The 17,264-nt window shown below is 66.1% G+C and carries 7 protein-coding genes; 4 read left to right on the forward strand and 3 right to left on the reverse strand.

The features are described 5' to 3' along the window. The 3 genes from ACUJB0_RS31100 to ACUJB0_RS31110 form a co-directional block, all read right to left on the reverse strand. Window positions 1-1,041: HAMP domain-containing protein (locus ACUJB0_RS31100; RefSeq protein ID WP_444848638.1), on the reverse strand; the 1,041-nt coding region annotated here is incomplete at its 3' end. Between the two features lie 4 nt (window positions 1,042-1,045). Further along, window positions 1,046-2,926: a putative bifunctional diguanylate cyclase/phosphodiesterase gene (locus ACUJB0_RS31105; RefSeq protein ID WP_444848639.1), complete on the reverse strand. Its 1,881-nt coding sequence runs from the start codon at window positions 2,924-2,926 to the stop codon at window positions 1,046-1,048. Between the two features lie 169 nt (window positions 2,927-3,095). After that, complete coding sequence (locus tag ACUJB0_RS31110; RefSeq protein ID WP_444848640.1) at window positions 3,096-4,691, reverse strand: CehA/McbA family metallohydrolase; 1,596 nt, start codon at window positions 4,689-4,691, stop codon at window positions 3,096-3,098. Window positions 4,692-4,887: 196 nt separating this feature from the next. Between ACUJB0_RS31110 and ACUJB0_RS31115 the strand changes: the two genes are divergently transcribed. Genes ACUJB0_RS31115 through recD form a run of 4 tightly spaced genes read left to right on the forward strand, consistent with a single transcriptional unit; the run spans window position 4,888 to window position 17,175 of the window. Further along, entirely contained in the window at window positions 4,888-8,016 is a 3,129-nt protein-coding gene (locus tag ACUJB0_RS31115) for a CHASE domain-containing hybrid sensor histidine kinase/response regulator family protein (RefSeq protein WP_444848641.1), read from the forward strand. Window positions 8,017-8,052: 36 nt separating this feature from the next. Beyond that, a complete protein-coding gene (recC, locus tag ACUJB0_RS31120) occupies window positions 8,053-11,457 on the forward strand; it encodes an exodeoxyribonuclease V subunit gamma (RefSeq protein WP_444848642.1) in 3,405 nt (1,134 codons plus the stop codon). After that, window positions 11,454-15,209 carry an exodeoxyribonuclease V subunit beta gene (gene recB, locus ACUJB0_RS31125; protein ID WP_444848643.1) on the forward strand — a complete coding sequence of 1,252 codons (3,756 nt, stop codon included), beginning with the start codon at window positions 11,454-11,456 and terminating at the stop codon, window positions 15,207-15,209. The genes recC and recB overlap by 4 nt, the downstream gene beginning before the upstream one ends. Continuing rightward, window positions 15,199-17,175, forward strand: coding sequence for an exodeoxyribonuclease V subunit alpha (recD, locus tag ACUJB0_RS31130; RefSeq protein ID WP_444848644.1), 1,977 nt, complete (start codon window positions 15,199-15,201; stop codon window positions 17,173-17,175). Before recB ends, recD begins: the two co-directional genes overlap by 11 nt. The last annotated feature ends 89 nt before the right edge of the window (window positions 17,176-17,264 follow it).

The raw sequence follows: 17,264 nt of genomic DNA on the forward strand, positions 1-17,264 counted from the left end.
GCGCGCCACCCGCGTCACCTCGGATGCGAAGGAGTTCAATTGGTCCACCATCACGTTGATGGTGTTTTTCAGTTCCAGGATCTCGCCCTTCACGTCCACCGTGATCTTCTTCGACAAGTCGCCGTTCGCCACGGCGGTGGTCACCGCCGCGATGTTACGCACCTGGCCCGTCAAGTTGGACGCCATGAAGTTCACGTTGTCGGTCAAGTCCTTCCAGGTGCCGCCGACGCCCGGCACATATGCCTGGCCGCCCAGCTTACCCTCGGTACCCACCTCGCGCGCCACCCGCGTCACCTCCGACGCGAAGGAGCGCAACTGGTCCACCATCACGTTGATGGTGTCCTTCAGCTGCAGGATCTCGCCGCGCACGTCCACCGTGATCTTCTTGGACAAGTCGCCATTCGCCACCGCCGTGGTCACCTCGGCGATGTTACGCACCTGTGATGTCAAGTTACCCGCCATCGAGTTCACCGAGTCGGTCAAGTCCTTCCAGGTGCCGGCCACGCCTTTCACCTGCGCCTGGCCGCCCAGCTTACCCTCGGTGCCGACCTCCCGCGCCACCCGCGTCACCTCGGACGAGAACGACGACAGCTGCTCCACCATGGTGTTGGCCGTGGTGGCGGCCCGCAGGTACTGGCCTTTCAGCGGCACACCGTCCACCTCCAGCGCCATGGTCTGCGACAGGTCGCCCTTCGCCACGGCGCCGATCACGCGCGCCATCTCGGTGGTGGGGCGCACCAGGTCGTCGATCAGCGCATTGACCGCGCTGATGATGGAGGCCCAGCCGCCGGCCATGTTGGGCACCTGCGCGCGCTGCGTCAGGCGGCCTTCGCGGCCCACCACGCGGCTCACCTCCGTCACCACCGACACCATTTTTTCCTTGGTCTCGATGATCTCGTTGAGCGTGTCGGCGATCTTGCCCGCCATGCCGGTCCAGTCGGATGGCATGCGTGCCGTGAAGTCGCCCTTCTTCAGCGCCATCAAGGTCGCCAGCAGTCGCTTGGCGTCGACCTGCTCGCCCATGTCGGTCATATTGTTCATCGGCTTAATCCTCGTCGTTTAGGAGGGAATGGGTAGGGATGGCGGTGGCGTGTTGTCTGGCTTCCGCTTGTTCGATCAATGCCGCCGCGGTCAGCGGCGGGGAAAACAGGTCGCCCTGGCAGCTGTCGCAGCCCAGCGCGCGCAGCACGTCGAGCTGCGCGGGTTCGTCGACGCCCATCGCCACGATCCGCATCGCGAGCGCGCGGGCCAGGTGGATGACGGCGGCGACGATGTCGGTGCCGCCTTCATCGTTGCCGATGGCGTGGATGAAGCTTCGGTCTATCTTCAACACGTTCAGCTGCCAGCGTTTGCAGGCGGCCAGCGAGGAGCGCGCGCTGCCGAAATCGTCAAGCGCGGCGCGCACGCCGCCGGCCTGCAATTGCAGCAGCAACTGGGTCAGCGGCTCGGCCGCGCCTTGCAGCTGCTTCTCGTTGAGCTCCACGCCGATGCTGCCCGGCGGCAGCCGGTGCTTGCGGATCGCCGGCAGCAGCGTTTGCGGCAGGTCGGCGTTGATCTGCGGCGTGGCCAGGTTGATCCAGATGCACGGCACCGCGCCATCGGCGGGTATAGCCACCGGCTGCCACAACGCGGCCTGCGCGCAGGCCTGCGTGATGACCCAGGTGTCGACGCGGTCCAGCAGCCCGCGTTCCTGCACGAAGGGCAGGAACTGCCCGGCCTCCAGCAAGCCCTTGCCGGCATGGCGCCAGTATAGCTGGGCCTCGGCGCCGACGGTGCGGCCGGTGGCGATATCGACCTGCGGCTGATAGCGCAGTTCCAGCTGGCCGGCGGCCAGCGCCTTGCGCAGCTCCAGCGCCCATTGTTCGCGTTCGCGCTCGCGTACATTGAGCTCTTCGTGGAAGAACTGCACCGGCCCGGCGTTGTTTTGCTTGGCGTGGTACATGGCGGTGTCGGCGTTTTTCATCAGCGCCTGCGCGTTGGCGCCGTCCTGCGGATAGATGGCGATGCCGATGCTGGCCGCGGTCTTCAGGCGATTGCTGCCGATCTCGAAGGGCAGGGCGCAGGCCAGTTCGATCTTGCGCGCCACGCGCGCGGCATTGGCCGCCGCAGCCCGGCCTTCGATCAGCACCACGAATTCGTCGCCGCCCAGGCGCGCCACCACGTCCGCCACGCGCACCGCCGCCGTCAGCCGCGCCGATACCTGCCGCAGCAGTTCGTCGCCGGCTTCGTGGCCGTAGGTGTCGTTGATCTGCTTGAATTTATCCAGGTCGAGGAACAGCAGCGCGAAGCCGGCGCCGCTGCGGTCCGACGTGGCGACGGCGTGCTCCAGCTGCTGGATCAGGGCGCGGCGGTTGACCAGGTTGGTCAGCGCGTCGCGGGTGGAGAGCTCGTGGGCGCGCGACTCGGCCTGCTTGCGGTCCTTGATTTCCTGTTCCAGTTCGGCGTTGATGCGCTCCAGGTCCTGCAGGCGCTGCACGCGCAGGTCCTGGTTCAGGCGCGCCAGCTGCTCGCTCTTTTTTCGCAGCAGGATATTCTTCTTCGTCATCTCGACAAACACCGCCACCTTGGCCTGCAGGATTTGCGGTATCACCGGCGTGAAGAGGTAATCGGCCGCGCCTTTCTGGTAGGCCTTGAGGCGGTTGATTTCGTCCGCGTAGTGCGCGGTGATGAAGATGATCGGCACACTGGCCGAGCGGGGATGGGAGTGGATCGCCTCGGCCGTCTCGAAGCCGTCCATGCCGGGCATGCTGACATCGAGCAGGATCACGGCGAATTCGTGCAACAACACCTGGCGCAGCGCCTCCTTGCCGGATCCCGCCGTCAATAGCTCATAGACATGCTGGTCGGCCGCCTCCGACAGCAAGCTTTCCAGCGCGTACAGGCTGGCCGGGTCGTCGTTGACGAGGAGGACTTTGGGAATAGGCACGGCTAGCTGAACGGTTGAGGTGTCGGGCAATCGCACTGTGTCTGTTAGGTAAAAGATACTCTTGTGTGTCCGGGAGTCAAGCAAAATCGGGCTCTGCCAAAGAATGGTGAAAGCCTCATTTTATCAATCTGACAATCGTCCTGCGAAATATTTTTTACCAGCAAAAATATTATCGCAACTCAATTTTCCCCAGCGCACGATTGCGCCCGCGCTGGCTGACCCAGATGGGTGCGCTCCACAGCATTTTGCCATCGTCCTGGGTCACCCTGGCGTAATAAAAATGCTCGCCGGCGGCCGGGCGGATCACACTCAGGGGCTTGTTGCTGAGCGCCGTGACCGTGCCGTTGCGCCCCGGTACGCCCTGGAAGATGGTGACGGCGGCCATGGCGTGGCCGGTTTTGCTGGCGTAATTCGCCTGCAAGGTCAACCTGCCGCTGTTGACGATGCGTTCACCCATCAGGTGGCCGTTGGCGGTGAGCACCAGTTGGGCGTTCTTGTCCATCGTGGCAAATACGCGACGGGCGCGCAGCGCGTCCAGCAGTCCGGCGGCGTTGAGCGGCGCGCCGGGCGGCATCAGCACGCCCGTGCGATTGCTGTAGGCGCTGCCCCAGTTGGCGCAGTGGTTGTCCTGGTCGCTGCTGAAAGCCAGGTGGTAGCCGGCCTCCAGCAGCTTGTTGCAGGCCGGCTCGAAGTTGCTCAGGTGGGTCTCGCCCTCGTCGCTGCGGGACGAGAAGGCGCTGCTGTTCATCACTTCGCACAGCAGCATGGCCTGGTCGCCGTCCGCGTTCCAGGCCAGCGGCTTGCCGCCGATGGCGAACTGGTCGTCCTGCGGATGGTTGAACTGGCCGAACCAGCCGCGCTCGCGCATCAGCCGGTACAGGAAGGCGTAGTCGCTCTTGGGCGTTTCGGTGTCGGCGATCAGCTCGCCTGCGGCGTTGCGTTCCCAGCCCAGCAGTTCGCCGCTGTTGAAGATGTTCAGGTGGCCGCCCTTGTTGATGACGCCCCATTCCTGGCCATAGATGGCGAGGAATGCCGGATGGGCCTGGTTCCAGGCGGCGGCCGCCTCCAGGCCGCTCTGGTACAAGGCCTTGGCGGCGGCCGGGTCGGCCGCGCTGTTGGTGCCGTCCGAACCGTCGTACATGTGGTTGTGCTCGGATGTCATCAGGAAATCCAGTCCGTGTTGCTGGGCGTAGGCATAGGCGTCCAGCGGCCCCAGCGCCGTGCTTTGCGGCGGCTGCGCGCCGGTGCAGTGGTCCAGCGGACCGCCGCCGTCGCTGTGGCTGGTCTGGCTGTGCAGGTTGCCCAGGTAGACGGCGTAGGGCAGGGTGTCGCCGGCCGGCGGCGTCATCGGGGACGCCAATGGCCCCGCGCCCACCGCCACGTTCCAGCTCTGCTCGATCGTGGGGCCATCGCCGGCGCTGGCGCGCAAGCGCAGGCTGTAGACGCCGTCGCGCAGCGTCGGCGGCGTGCGCCAGCGTAGCATCACGGGGCCGGCCGGTTTGTCCGGTTGCCGCGTGCCACGCCAGTTGCGCAGCGCGCGGCCGTCCGGCGACAGCAGGGTGAGGCGCCACCGCAGCGTGCCGCCGGCTTGCGGGTCGGGCGCGGAAAAATGCAGCGTCAGCGTGCGCGCCCCGAGCGCGTCGGCGCGGAAGGGCGCCTCCAGCCAGGCGTTGAATTCATGGTGGTCGCCAGTCGTCGCATGACTGGCCGCCGGAATGCAAAGGATACTTGCGAATAAAATCGCTGAGATGGATGGCGCGCGCATGATGAGTCTCCCGCAACACCGGCAGGTTGCCGGCCTCATCTTTTAGAGCGCGCCTTATCGCATAAGGTTCCCTTTAATTTTGAAAGGTTATCGGAGCAATTCTCTCCAATTGTTTCACTGGTTCCCAAGCGGCATTAATAGTATGCTGCTGTGATGCAAAATTTTCCGCCAATATATCGACCAAAAGTGATCGCGCATGCTGAAATCGGGTAACGCGACGGAAGCGGTCCGCAGCCCCCGCCTGCTGTTCTGGCTGGCGGGCGGCGTGCTGGCGCTGGCCGTTGGCGCTGCCCTGTATGGCTCCGCGGCCAAGACGGTCGACGATGACGCCCGCCAGCGTTTCGAGAATCTGGCGCGCAGCACGCAGTACGGTATTTCGGCCCGCATCAAATCGTATTCCGATCTGACGCGCGGGCTGGTGGCGCTGTTCCAGACCAGCGATGATCTGACACGCCTGCAGTTCCACCAGTACGTGGCCAGCCTGGAGATTCCGCGCCACTTCCCGGCGATCGAGGCGGTGACCTGGGCGCCGCTGGTCAGCGACGACCAGCGCGACGCCTTCATCGCTCGCGTGCGCGCGGACCGCAGCCTGTCGCCGCAGGGTTATCCGGCGTTCGATATCAAGCCGCCCGGCCGCCGCCCGCACTATTCGGTGCTGACCTATCTGGAGCCGGCGCTGATGTTGGGCGAGAAAATGGGCGTCGATGTGACGGCCAATCCGGCGATCGAAAAAATGGTGGCGGCGTCGCGCGACAGCGGCCAGGTGATCGCATCGGGCCAGCCTATCGTGGTCCAGCATCCGACGCCGCACATCGGCCTGGGCATCCGCTTGCCGGTCTACCGCCGCAACATGCCGGTGGCCGACGTGGCGGGCCGGCGCGCCGCCTATCTCGGATCGGTGGGCATCGGCTTCAGCGTGCCCAAGCTGGTGCAGGGCGCGATCGACGAGATGACCGTGCGCCAGGTGCGCCTGATGTTGTACGCGGACGGCAGCAAGGACGTCGAGCAGCGCCGCCTGGTGATCGAAAATAGCGACCATCTGCTGTTCAACGATAACGGCACGGTGCAGGACTCGCCGATCCCGCCGGCGGCGAAGGGGCAATACTACGAATCGGTGCTGCCGATCGATTTTAACGGCAGCCTGTGGAAGGCGCAGTTCCAGGTCAGGAAAACCGATTTGCTGACCGGCTTCGATGTGTATTTTCCGTGGATCGCCGGCCTGACCGGCTTCGCCGGCACCATGCTGTTGTACAGCTACTTCTTCGTGCTGTACACCTCGCGCCGGCGCGCGCTCAAGCAGGGCGTGCTGCTCGACACGGTGCTCAACAACGTCGACGCCCACGTCTACATGAAGGACCAGAAGCGCCGCTACATCTACGTCAACGCCAAGATGGCCGATTCGATGGGGCTACCGGTTGAGCAGATCGTCGGCAAGCTCGATCGCGAGCTGATGCCGACCTCCGTGGCCGACGCGGCGTGGGCGCAGGAGCGGCCTGTATTCGCCGACAACGTCAAGCGCTCCGGCGAGACGCGCTACGTAGGCCGCGACGGCGTGGTGCAGCACCTGTGGACCGTCAAGGTGCCGGTGGAGATCGACCGCGCCGTCACGGCCGTCATCGGCCTGTCGACCGACGTCACCGAGCTGCATAAGCTGAAGGAGGAAGCCGACATCGCCAACCAGGCCAAGAGCGACTTCCTGTCCAACATGAGCCACGAGATCCGCACGCCGATGAACAGCATCATCGGCATGGCCCACCTGGCGCTGAAGTCGGTCACGCATCCCAAGCAGCGCGACTACCTGCAGAAGATCTATCATTCGGGCCAGCACCTGCTGGGCATCATCAACGACATCCTGGATTTCTCCAAGATCGAAGCGGGCAAGATGGACCTGGAGGTGCTGGACTTTTCGCTTGACTCGCTGCTGTCCAACATGTCCAGCCAGTTGGGCGAGAGCGCGGCGGCCAAGGGGCTGGAGCTGGTGTACGAGATCTGGCCGGGATTGTCGCAGCAGCTGCGCGGCGATCCGCTGCGGCTGGAGCAGGTGCTGCTCAACTTCACCAGCAACGCCATCAAGTTCTCCGAGAACGGCAAGGTGTATGTGCGCGCGCGGCCGCTGGAGGAGCGCGATGGCCATATCCTGGTGCGCTTCGAGGTCGAGGACCATGGCATCGGCATGTCGCCCGAGCAGCTGGAGCAGCTGTTCCAATCCTTCCACCAGGCCGACACGTCGACCACGCGCCGCTACGGCGGCACCGGTCTGGGGCTGGTCATCAGCAAGCAGCTGGCGGAGTTGATGGGCGGCGGCGTGGGTGTCGAGAGCCGGCCGGGCGCCGGCAGCACCTTCTGGTTCACGGCGCGGCTGGCCAAGGGCGTCAGCCTGCTCCAGGCCAGCGACGAATCGGTGCAACCGGATGTGCTGGACAGCATACGCGGCGCCTCCATCCTGCTGGTCGAGGACAATATCTTCAGCCAGCAGGTGGGCCAGGAACTGCTGGAGGACGCCGGCGCCACCGTGTGCGTGGCCAACAACGGCAAGGAGGCGATCGACCTGCTGCTCAAGGAGCGCTTCGATTGCGTGCTGATGGACGTGCAGATGCCGGTCATGGACGGCTACGAAACCACGCGCCTGATCCGCGCCCATCCCAAGTTGTCGGCCACGCTGATCATCGCGATGACCGCCAACGCCGGCCGCGACGACCAGGAACGCTGCCTCGGCGCGGGCATGGACGAATTTGTCACCAAGCCGATCGCGCCCAAGCTGCTGTTCAACATGCTGTCCAAGTGGATGAGCCAACGGGCGCGCGCGGCCAGCTTCGCGCGGCCGCTGGCGCCGCCGCCGCCGTCGTACTTCACCATGGCCGATGGCGCAGCCGCGCCGTTGCAGCCGCAGGCGCTGTCGATGGAGCCTGGAGCGACGCCGATCGCCGCGCAAGCAGACGTGACGCCGTCGGCGCCGGAGCCGTTGCCGCAGGAGGCGGAGCTGTTGGACGTGGCCGCGCTGGCCCTGACCTTCGGCGGCAAGGCCGACAAGATGCGCAAGTACGCCTTGCTGTTCCTGGAATCGGCCCGCGACGGCATGCGGGAGGTCGACGCCGCGCTGGCGCAGGAAGACCTGGCGCACCTTTCCGAACTGGGGCACCGCATCAAATCCTCGGCCCGCGCGGTCGGTGCGATGCGCTTCGGGAACCTGTGCCTGGCGCTGGAAAAAGTGCGCCACGACGCCGATTGCGCCAACGCGCGCCAGCTGGTGCAGCAGCTGCACGCCATGCTGGCGGCGCTGGACGAGCGCATGGAGCAGGAACTACTGGCCTACGATCCCGGCTAGAGCGATAATACGGGCTTCATACCCACGAAGAGCCCTATGCGTTCGAGCATCACCCCCGGCCTGCTGATTTTGCACGGTAATCAAATGGAGCAGCTGCGCGCGGCGGTGTTCCAATGGCTGCGCAATCATCCGCTGGGCGCGCTCGAATCCGACATCTTCCTGGTGCAGTCGAACGGCGTGGCCGAATGGCTGAAGATCGCGCTGGCCGAGGAAATGCGGGTTTGCGCGGCCACCCGTGTGGCGCTGCCGGCGCGCTTCCTGTGGGAGACCTATCGCGGCATGCTGGGGCGCGAGCGCGTGCCGGTGCGCTCGGCCTTCGACAAGGGGCCGCTGACCTGGCGCCTGATGCGCCTGTTGCCTACCTTGCTGGCCGATCCCGTGTTCACGCCGTTGCGCCACTTCCTGGCCGACGGCGAGGCGGAGCGCAGGCTGCAACTGGCCGAACGCCTGGCCGACTTGTTCGATCAATACCAGGTCTATCGCGCCGACTGGCTGGACGACTGGGCGCATGGCCGCGACCAGCTGCGCAACGCTCGCAACGAAGCGCAGCCGCTGCCGGAGGACCAGCGCTGGCAAGGCCAGTTGTGGCGCGCCGTGATCGACGACGTCGAACCGCACGAGCGGGAGCTGGGCCGCGCCACCGTCCACACCGAATTCGTGCGCGCCAGCGCGGCGGGCGAGGAGCCGCTGGGCCGCCTGCCGCGCCGCATCGTGATCTTCGGCGTCTCCGCGCTGCCGTATCAAAGCCTGCAGGCGCTGGCCTCGCTGGCGCGCTACACGCAGGTGGTGCTGGCGGTGCCCAATCCCTGCCAGTTCTACTGGGGTGACATCATCGAAGGGCGCGACCTGCTGCGCTCCGCGCATCGCAGGCAGCAGCTGCGCAACGGCCAGGACCTGGGCGCGATTCCGCTGGAGGAGCTGCACGCGCATAGCCATCCGCTGCTGGCCAGCTGGGGGCGGCAGGGCCGCGACTTTATCCGCATGCTGGACGAGTTCGACGAAGCCTCGGCCGCTGCTGCAGCCGAAAACGATGATGTAGCGCCGCTGCGCATCGATCTGTTCAGCGAAGGCGATAACGGCACGCTACTGTCGCAGGTGCAGGCGGCGATCCGCGACCTGCTGCCCCTGTCGGAGCACCCGCAAACGCCGCCACCGGACGACGACCGCTCCATCGAATTCCACGTCACCCACAGCGTGCAGCGTGAAGTCGAGGTGCTGCACGACCAGCTGCTGGCCATGTTCGCCGACGGCAGCGGGCTGCGTCCACGCGACGTGGTGGTGATGGTGCCGGACATCGACACCTTCACCGCCGCCATCCACGCGGTGTTCGCGCAGCACCGCCGCAGCGATCCGCGCTACATCCCGTTCGAGATCGGCGACGTCAACGACCGCAGCGTCAATCCGCTGCTGGTGGCGCTGGAGTGGCTGCTGCGATTGCCGCAGCAGCGCTGCCGCCAGAGCGAGGTGCGCGACCTGCTGGACGTGCCGGCGCTGGCCGCGCGCTTCGGGCTGGGCGAAGACGACCTGCCGACGCTGGGCGTGTGGATCGAGGGCGCCGGCGTGCGCTGGGGCCTCGATACCGAACACCGCGCCGGCCTTGGCCTGGGCGCGGCGGGCGAGCAGAATTCCTGGCTGTTCGGCGTGCGCCGCATGCTGCTGGGTTACGCCAGCGGCGAGAATGCGGCCTTCGCCGGCATCGAGGCTTATGGTGAAGTGGGTGGGCTGGATGCGGCGTTGGCCGGATCGCTGGCGCAGTTGGTCGAGGCGCTGCTGCACTGGCGCGAGGTGCTTGCGCAATCCCACACGCCGGCTGAATGGGGCGTGCAGGCGCGCGCGCTGCTGGCGGCCTTCTTCAAGACCGGCGAGGAGGGCGACCGCCTGACGCTGGCGCAGCTGGACGATGCGCTCAACAACTGGCTGGAGACCTGCGAAGGTGCCCAATACGACGAAGCCGTGCCGCTGGCCGTGCTGCGCGAGGCGTGGATGGGCCTTCTGGACGAGCCGACGCTGAACCATCAATTCGTCTCCGGCGGCGTGACCTTCTGCACGCTGATGCCGATGCGCGCGGTGCCGTTCCGCGTGGTCTGCCTGCTGGGCATGAACGACGGCGACTTCCCGCGCCGCGCGCCCAAGGCCGACTTCGACCTGCTGGCGCAGCCGGGCATGGCGCGGCCGGGCGACCGCTCGCGCCGTGACGACGACCGCTACCTGATGCTGGAGGCGCTGCTGGCCGCGCGCGACAAGCTGTATATCAGCTGGGTCGGACGCAATGTGCGCGACAACAGCGAGCAGCCGCCGTCGGTGCTGGTGTCGCAACTGCGCGATTACCTGGTCAACGGCTGGCCGCTTGACCCGCACGCGCGCACCACGGAGCACGCGCTGCAGCCGTTCAGCCGCCGGTACTTCGAGGACGGCGGCCTGCTAACCTACGCGCGCGAATGGCGCGAGGCGCACGGCGAGGAAGCCGGCGACGCCGTCGCCGCTGAACTGCCGCCGTTCGACATCGACGACAAATTCCGCCTCAAGCTCATAAGCCTGAACAATTTCATGCGCCAGCCGGTGCGCTTCTTCTTCCGCCAGCGCCTGGGCGTGATGTTCGGCGAAGCCGCGCTGGTGGGCGAGGACGAGGAGCCGTTCTCGCTGAACGCCCTGGAACGCTATCTGCTCGAAGACACGATGCTGGACGACGGTGCTGAAGCCGAGGAGCTGCACCAGGTCTACGACAAGATGACCGAACGCGCAGAACGCCTTGCGCGGGAAGGCGTGCTGCCGATAGGCCTGATCGGCCAGCAGTACCAGCATCAGCTGGTGCAGGCGCTGGTGCCGGTGCGCTGCGCGTGGCTGACGCTGCGCGAGCGCTATCCTCTGACCGGATCCAAGGTGGCTCTGAGCCTCCAGCTGGCCGGCGTGCAGATCGACGACTGGATCGACCAACTGCGCAGCAACGGCAGCGAGACCGTGTGGCTGGCGCAGATGTCGTCCAAGGTGACGGACAAGCAGGGCAAGCCGCGCGGCGACAAATTGATCGCCATGTGGCTGCGCCAGTTGGCGGTGTCGGCGGCCGGCATGCCTGTCGCGGGCTTCCTGGTGGCGCGCGACGCTATCGTTACCATGAAACCGCTGGCGCAGGCCGATGCACTGGAAGCCTTGCGGGAGCTGGTCTGCCTGTGGTGCGACGGCATGAACCGTCCGTTGCCGACCGCCTGCAAAACCGCGCTGGCATTGGCACAGGGCGGCGACGCGCGTGCCGTGTACGACGGCGGCTTTGAAATCTCCGGCGAGAACGAGGACCTGTGCCTTGCGCGCCTGTGGCCGGACTTCGCGGCCCTCAGCGCCGAGCCGGATTTTGCCGACGTCTCGCAAGCGCTTTACGGCCCGCTGGCGGACTGGCTGGAACAACATATCACGATAGACGCCATCGACGGCGAGGACTCAGCATGAGCAGCAACACCGCCAACTCACTTGATCCGCTGAGCTTCCCGCTGCACGGCTCGCGCCTGATCGAGGCCAGCGCCGGCACGGGCAAGACGTGGACCATCGCCGCGCTGTACGTGCGGCTGGTGCTGGGCCATGGCGGCGACGATGCCTATCGCCGTCCCTTGCTGCCGGCCGATATCCTGGTGATGACATTTACCCGCGCCGCCACGCGCGAGCTGTCGAACCGCGTGCGCGAGCGGCTGGTGGAGGCGGCGGCCTATTTCCGCGGCTATTCGGCCATGGGCCTGGGCGCGGGCAGCGGCGTAGCGCGCGACGATTATCTGGATGCGATCCTTGAATCCTACCCAAGCCACAGCGAGCAGCAGCAGGCCGCGCACCGGTTGATGCTTGCGGCGGAGACGATGGACGAGGCGGCGATCTTCACCATCGATGCCTGGTGCCAGCGCATGCTGCGCGAGCACGCCTTCGACAGCGGCAGCCTGTTCGACGAGGAGCTGGTCAGCGACGAGCAGACCCTGTTCGAGGACGCCGCGCACGATTACTGGCGCCAGCAGGTCTATCCACTGAATGCGGTCTCGCTAGAGGCGCTGCTGTCATGCTGGGGCGACGTGGGCGCGTTGAAGCGCTCCATACGGGAGCTGGTCAAACGCGCCGACATCATTGGCGATGGCGCGCAGATCGAATCGCTGGGTGAGCTGATCGCCGCCGTCCAGCGCGAGCAGCAGGCGCAGTTGGCGCACCTGAAGGCCGGCTGGGTGGAGCGCGCCAACCGCATGGAGCAGTGGATCGCCACGGAACGGGTGCTCTCGCCGAAGTGCTTCAACGGGAACAAGATGCGCGCCGAGTCGCTGGTCAGCTGGTTCAACGGCCTGCGCGCATGGGCCGACGATGCCGCCATGGTCATGCCCGACATCTCGGACACCGCCTGGAAGCGCTTGACGCCGCACGGCCTGGAAGACGCCTACTCGAAAGGCTACACGGCCACGATCCCCGAGGACTTCGAGGCCACCGAGCCGCTGAAGAAGGCGCTGGACGAGATCGAGCCGCTGTCGCATGCGCTGTACCGGCACGCCGCCGGCGCGGTCGCCAGGCGCATGGACGAATTGAAGAAGCGCAGCCGCCAGTTCGGCTTCGCCGATATGCTGGACCGCCTGAACGCCGCGCTGCAAGGCGAGAACGCCGCCGCGCTGCGCAAGCGCATCACCGACCAGTATCCGGTGGCGATGGTCGACGAATTCCAGGACACGGCGCCCAACCAGTACCAGATCTTCAACCTGCTGTACCGCGTGGCGGACAACGATCCCGAGACGGGCCTGTTCCTGATCGGCGATCCCAAACAGTCGATCTACGGCTTCCGTGGCGCCGATATCCACAGCTACCTGTCCGCGCGCAAGGCCACCGCCGGCCGCCACTACCAGCTGGGCACCAACTATCGCTCGACCAAGCCGGTGGTGGATGCGGTCAACCACCTGTTCATGTACGCCGAGGGCCAGCCGGCGGAAGGCGGCTTCGGACGCGGCGCCTTCCGCTTCCGCGATCCCGGCACGCGCGAGAATCCGCTGCCGTTCGAAGCGGTCGGCGCCAAGGGACGCAATGAGCGCATGGTCAACGCCGACGGCGACGTGCCGGCGCTGGTCATCGCCTGCAGCTCCGCGCAGGACCTGAAGGCGGACAGCTACCGCGAATTCTTCGCCTGGCACTGCGCCGAGCATATCGTCGCGCAGCTCAACGACGAACGCGCGGGCTTCGACGGCCCGAAGGGCTTTGTGCGCCTTCAGCCGGCCGACATCGCCGTGCTGGTACGCGACCGCAAGGAGGCCGCCGCCATACGCCGTGCGCTGCAACGGCGCCAGGTCGCCAGCGTCTATTTGTCGGACAAGGATTCCGTCACCGACAGCGAGGAAGCGGCCGACGTACTGCGCTGGCTGTCGGCGGTTGCCAGTCCGCTCGACGGTGCGCTGGCGCGGGCCGCCTTCGCCACACGCACCGCCGGCTTGCCGCTGGCGGAACTGGCGCAGCTGTCGTCCGATGAACTGGCGTGGGAGGCGCGCGTCGAGCAGCTCAAGGCACTGCACATTGTCTGGCAGCGACAGGGCGTGCTGGCGATGCTGCGCCGCTTCATCCACGAATTGAAACTGCCGGCGGCCTTGCTCCAGCAGCCGGGCGGCGAACGGCGCCTGACCAACCTGCTGCATCTGGCCGAGCTGCTGCAATCGGCCAGCCGCCAGCTGGATGGCGAACAAGCGCTGATACGCTGGCTCGCCGAGCAGATCGAAGGTGGAGAGGGCGCGGGCGATGAGCGTGTGCTGCGGCTGGAAAGCGATGCGGAGCTGGTCAAGGTAGTCACCGTCCACAAATCGAAGGGGCTGGAGTATCCGCTGGTGTACTTGCCGTTCGCCGTCACGGCGCGCAAGGTGGAGCGGCGCAACCGCAGCTTCTTCGAATTCAGCGGCGACGATGGCGTGCGCCAGATCGACATGGCGCTGACCGACACCGCGATGGAACTGGTCGAGCGCGCGCGCCTGCAGGAGGACCTGCGCCTGCTGTACGTGGCGCTCACGCGCGCGCGCCACTTCCTGTGGCTGGGCGTGACGGCGTTGGCCGCCCGCAAGGCCGGCGACAACACGCTGCACGAATCGGCGCTGGGCTATCTGCTGACCGGCGGCGAAGCGCTGCCGTCGGACCTGATGATGGAGCGCTGGGGCCACGCCTGCAAAGGCTGCGATGGCATCAGCATCGAGACGCTGGAGATGGCGATGCAGCAGTTCACGCGACTGAGCCGCGTGGAAGAACGCCCGCCGTTGCTGGAGCCGCAGCTTTATGCAGGACGTTTCGAACGTGACTGGTCGGTGGGCAGTTTCAGTTCGCTGGCGCGCCGCACCGGGCCGACCGGCACGATCGGCGGCGCCGCGCCGGCCTTGCCCGTGCCGCGCGACGGTCTGCAGGAGAACCTGCTGGAAGGAGCGGACATGCCGGCCATCGCGCTGCCCGGCCGCGTGGAAGACGCGCCGTGGCACCGCTTCCCGCGTGGCTCGGTGCCGGGTAACTTCCTGCACGAGCAGCTGGAGTGGATGGGGCAGGAGGGCTTTGCCATCGTCGATCACGAGAATTTTGAATCGCGCCTGACGCGGCGGGTGGAGCGCGCCGGCTGGGGCAACCGCCTGGAGGACACGCTGGCGTGGCTGCGCGAAATCGCCCGCACCACCTTGCCGTATCTGGAGGCGCCGCTGAGCGCCATCGAGTCGCCGCTGCCGGAGATGGAGTTCTGGTTCCCCAGCGAGCGCCTGAGCACCGGCGCGCTGGATGGCCTGTGCGCCGCCCATCTGCTGGGCGGCGTGGCGCGGCCGGCGCTGCCGGAGCGGCAGCTGCACGGCATGCTGAAAGGCTTCGCCGACCTGGTGTTCGAACACGAGGGCCGTTTCTGGGTGCTGGACTACAAATCGAACGCGCTGGGCGCGGGCGACGGCGCCTATCACCAGCCGGCGCTGGTGGCCGCGATGGCCGAGCACCGCTACGACATCCAGGGCGCGATCTACATGCTGGCGCTGCACCGGCTGCTGCAGAGCCGACTGGGCGACGAATACGATCCGGCCGAGCATCTGGGCGGCGCGATTTTCCTTTTCCTGCGCGGCATTGCGAATCCGCAAACGCGCGGTTGTTACCTGATAGAACCCGATCCAGTCTTGTTGGCCGGGCTGGACCGGTTGCTGGACGAGTCCGGCGCAGCGCAAGCAGAGGCACCGCATGAGTATTGAAACGTCCACAGCATTGTTTGAGCAAGTCGACGCGCTGACCGAAAACGGCCAGCTGCGCCGCCTGAGCGGGGCATTTGCGCGCTTCATCGCCTCGGTTGGAGCCAGTTCCCCGCAATTGATGGCGGCTTGCGTGCTGTTGTCCGAACTTGAAGGGCGCGGCCACAGTTGTCTGATGCTCGATGAGCTGGCGGGCGATCCCTCTGGCCAGCTTGGCTGGACCAGCGATGAGTGGCGCGCGCTGCGCGATGCCGCCGGCGTCTGGCCCAGGAACGCCGCCGCCTGGCGGGCGCTGCTGGCAGGCTGCGACCAGGTCTGGCCGGTGGGCGACCTGGATTTCCAGCAACCGCTGGTGCTGGATGGTGAACGCCTGTACCTGCGCCGTTATTGGCGCGACGAAACGCTGGTCGCCGAGGCCGTACGCGGCCGCGCGCTGGGCGGATTGATCGCCACGGATGCCGAGACGAGCACTGCGGATATCCGTCATTGGCTCGATATTTTGTTCCCGCACGCCCCGCGCGGCGGCGCCACAGATTGGCAAAAAATCGCCTGCGCGGTGGCCATGCGCGGCAAGCTGGGCATCATCACCGGTGGCCCCGGCACCGGGAAAACCTACACCGTGGCGCGATTGCTGGCCTTGCTATTCGCGACGGCCGGCGCACGCCAGTCCGGTTTGCGCGTGGCGCTGGCCGCGCCGACCGGCAAGGCGGCGGCCCGCCTCAAGCAATCGATCGACTCGGCGCTGGACGATCTGGCCGAAAAAGTCGGCACCGCGTTGCCATTGCGGGAACTGGCCGCCCGCATGGGCGCCGCGCGGACGCTGCACAGCCTGCTTGGCGCCCGGCCGGGTACGCGTGCGTTCCAGCACAACGCCGGCAATTTGCTGGAAGTGGATGTGTTGATTGTTGACGAGGCGTCAATGATCCATCTGGAGATGATGTCCGCTTTGCTGGCCGCCTTGCCGCCGGAAGCCACCTTGATCTTGCTCGGAGATAAAGATCAGCTGGCCTCGGTGGAGGCGGGCGCGGTTCTGGGCGACCTCTGTCACAACGCGGAAGCGGGCGCCTACGAGTCGGAAACTTTGTCTTATGTACAAGCAAGTACCGGCCAGCAGATTCCTGAAAATTACGCCGGCGACGGCGGACCCATTGCTCAGCAGACAGTGATGTTGCGCGAAAGCCGGCGTTTTGGCGGTCCGATCGGCGCGTTGGCGCTGGCTGTGAATGCCGGAAACGCTGCCTCCGCGTTACAAGTATTGCGCGACGGAACCGACGGCAAGGTCGCCTGGATGGATCCAGCGCAATCTTCCGACCTGCTTCAGCTGGCTTTGGCGGGCCGCGCCGGGGCTCCCGGCGGCTACCAGACTTACCTCAAAATGATCAAATCCGGGGCGCCGGAAGGCGAGGAGATCGTACATCTTGCATGGGTGAAATCCGTGCTGACGAGCTTTGAAACCTTCCGGATCCTGTGCGCCGTGCGCGAAGGCGAGTGGGGTGTTGCTGGATTGAATGATGTCATCGAACAAAGATTGCAATCGGCTGGATTGCTGCGCAGAAGCGGCGAATGGTATGTCGGCCGGCCGGTCATGGTCACCCGCAACGATTACGGCACCGGCGTTTTCAACGGCGATATCGGCCTGACTTTGCCCGATCCGGCGCGTCCCGGCGCGCTGCGCGTGTACTTCTCGGAGGGCGATAATGTGCGCAGCGTTCTTGCCACGCGGCTAAGAAATGTCGAAACGGCGTTTGCCATGACGGTGCATAAATCGCAAGGTTCCGAGTTCCAGCACACGGTGTTGGTGTTGCCCAAAGACAGCGGTGGCATGCTGGCGCGCGAGCTGATTTACACCGGGATCACGCGCGCCCGCGACTACTTTACGTTACTCACGCCGAACAGCCAGGTGCTGCTCGACGCCATCGCTCAGCGCACCCAGCGCGCCAGCGGCCTGCGTACGCTCCTCGGCAACTGATCCCTTTGCAAGATGCCTGCTCCAGGCATCGTCATAGCCAAATCATGCTCAAAATTGGCATGTAAATACCAGAATCTGGCTTGTGAGGG

The sequence above is a fragment of the Duganella caerulea genome, from assembly GCF_040362985.1.
Classification (GTDB): Bacteria; Pseudomonadota; Gammaproteobacteria; order Burkholderiales; family Burkholderiaceae_D; genus Rugamonas; species Rugamonas vulcania.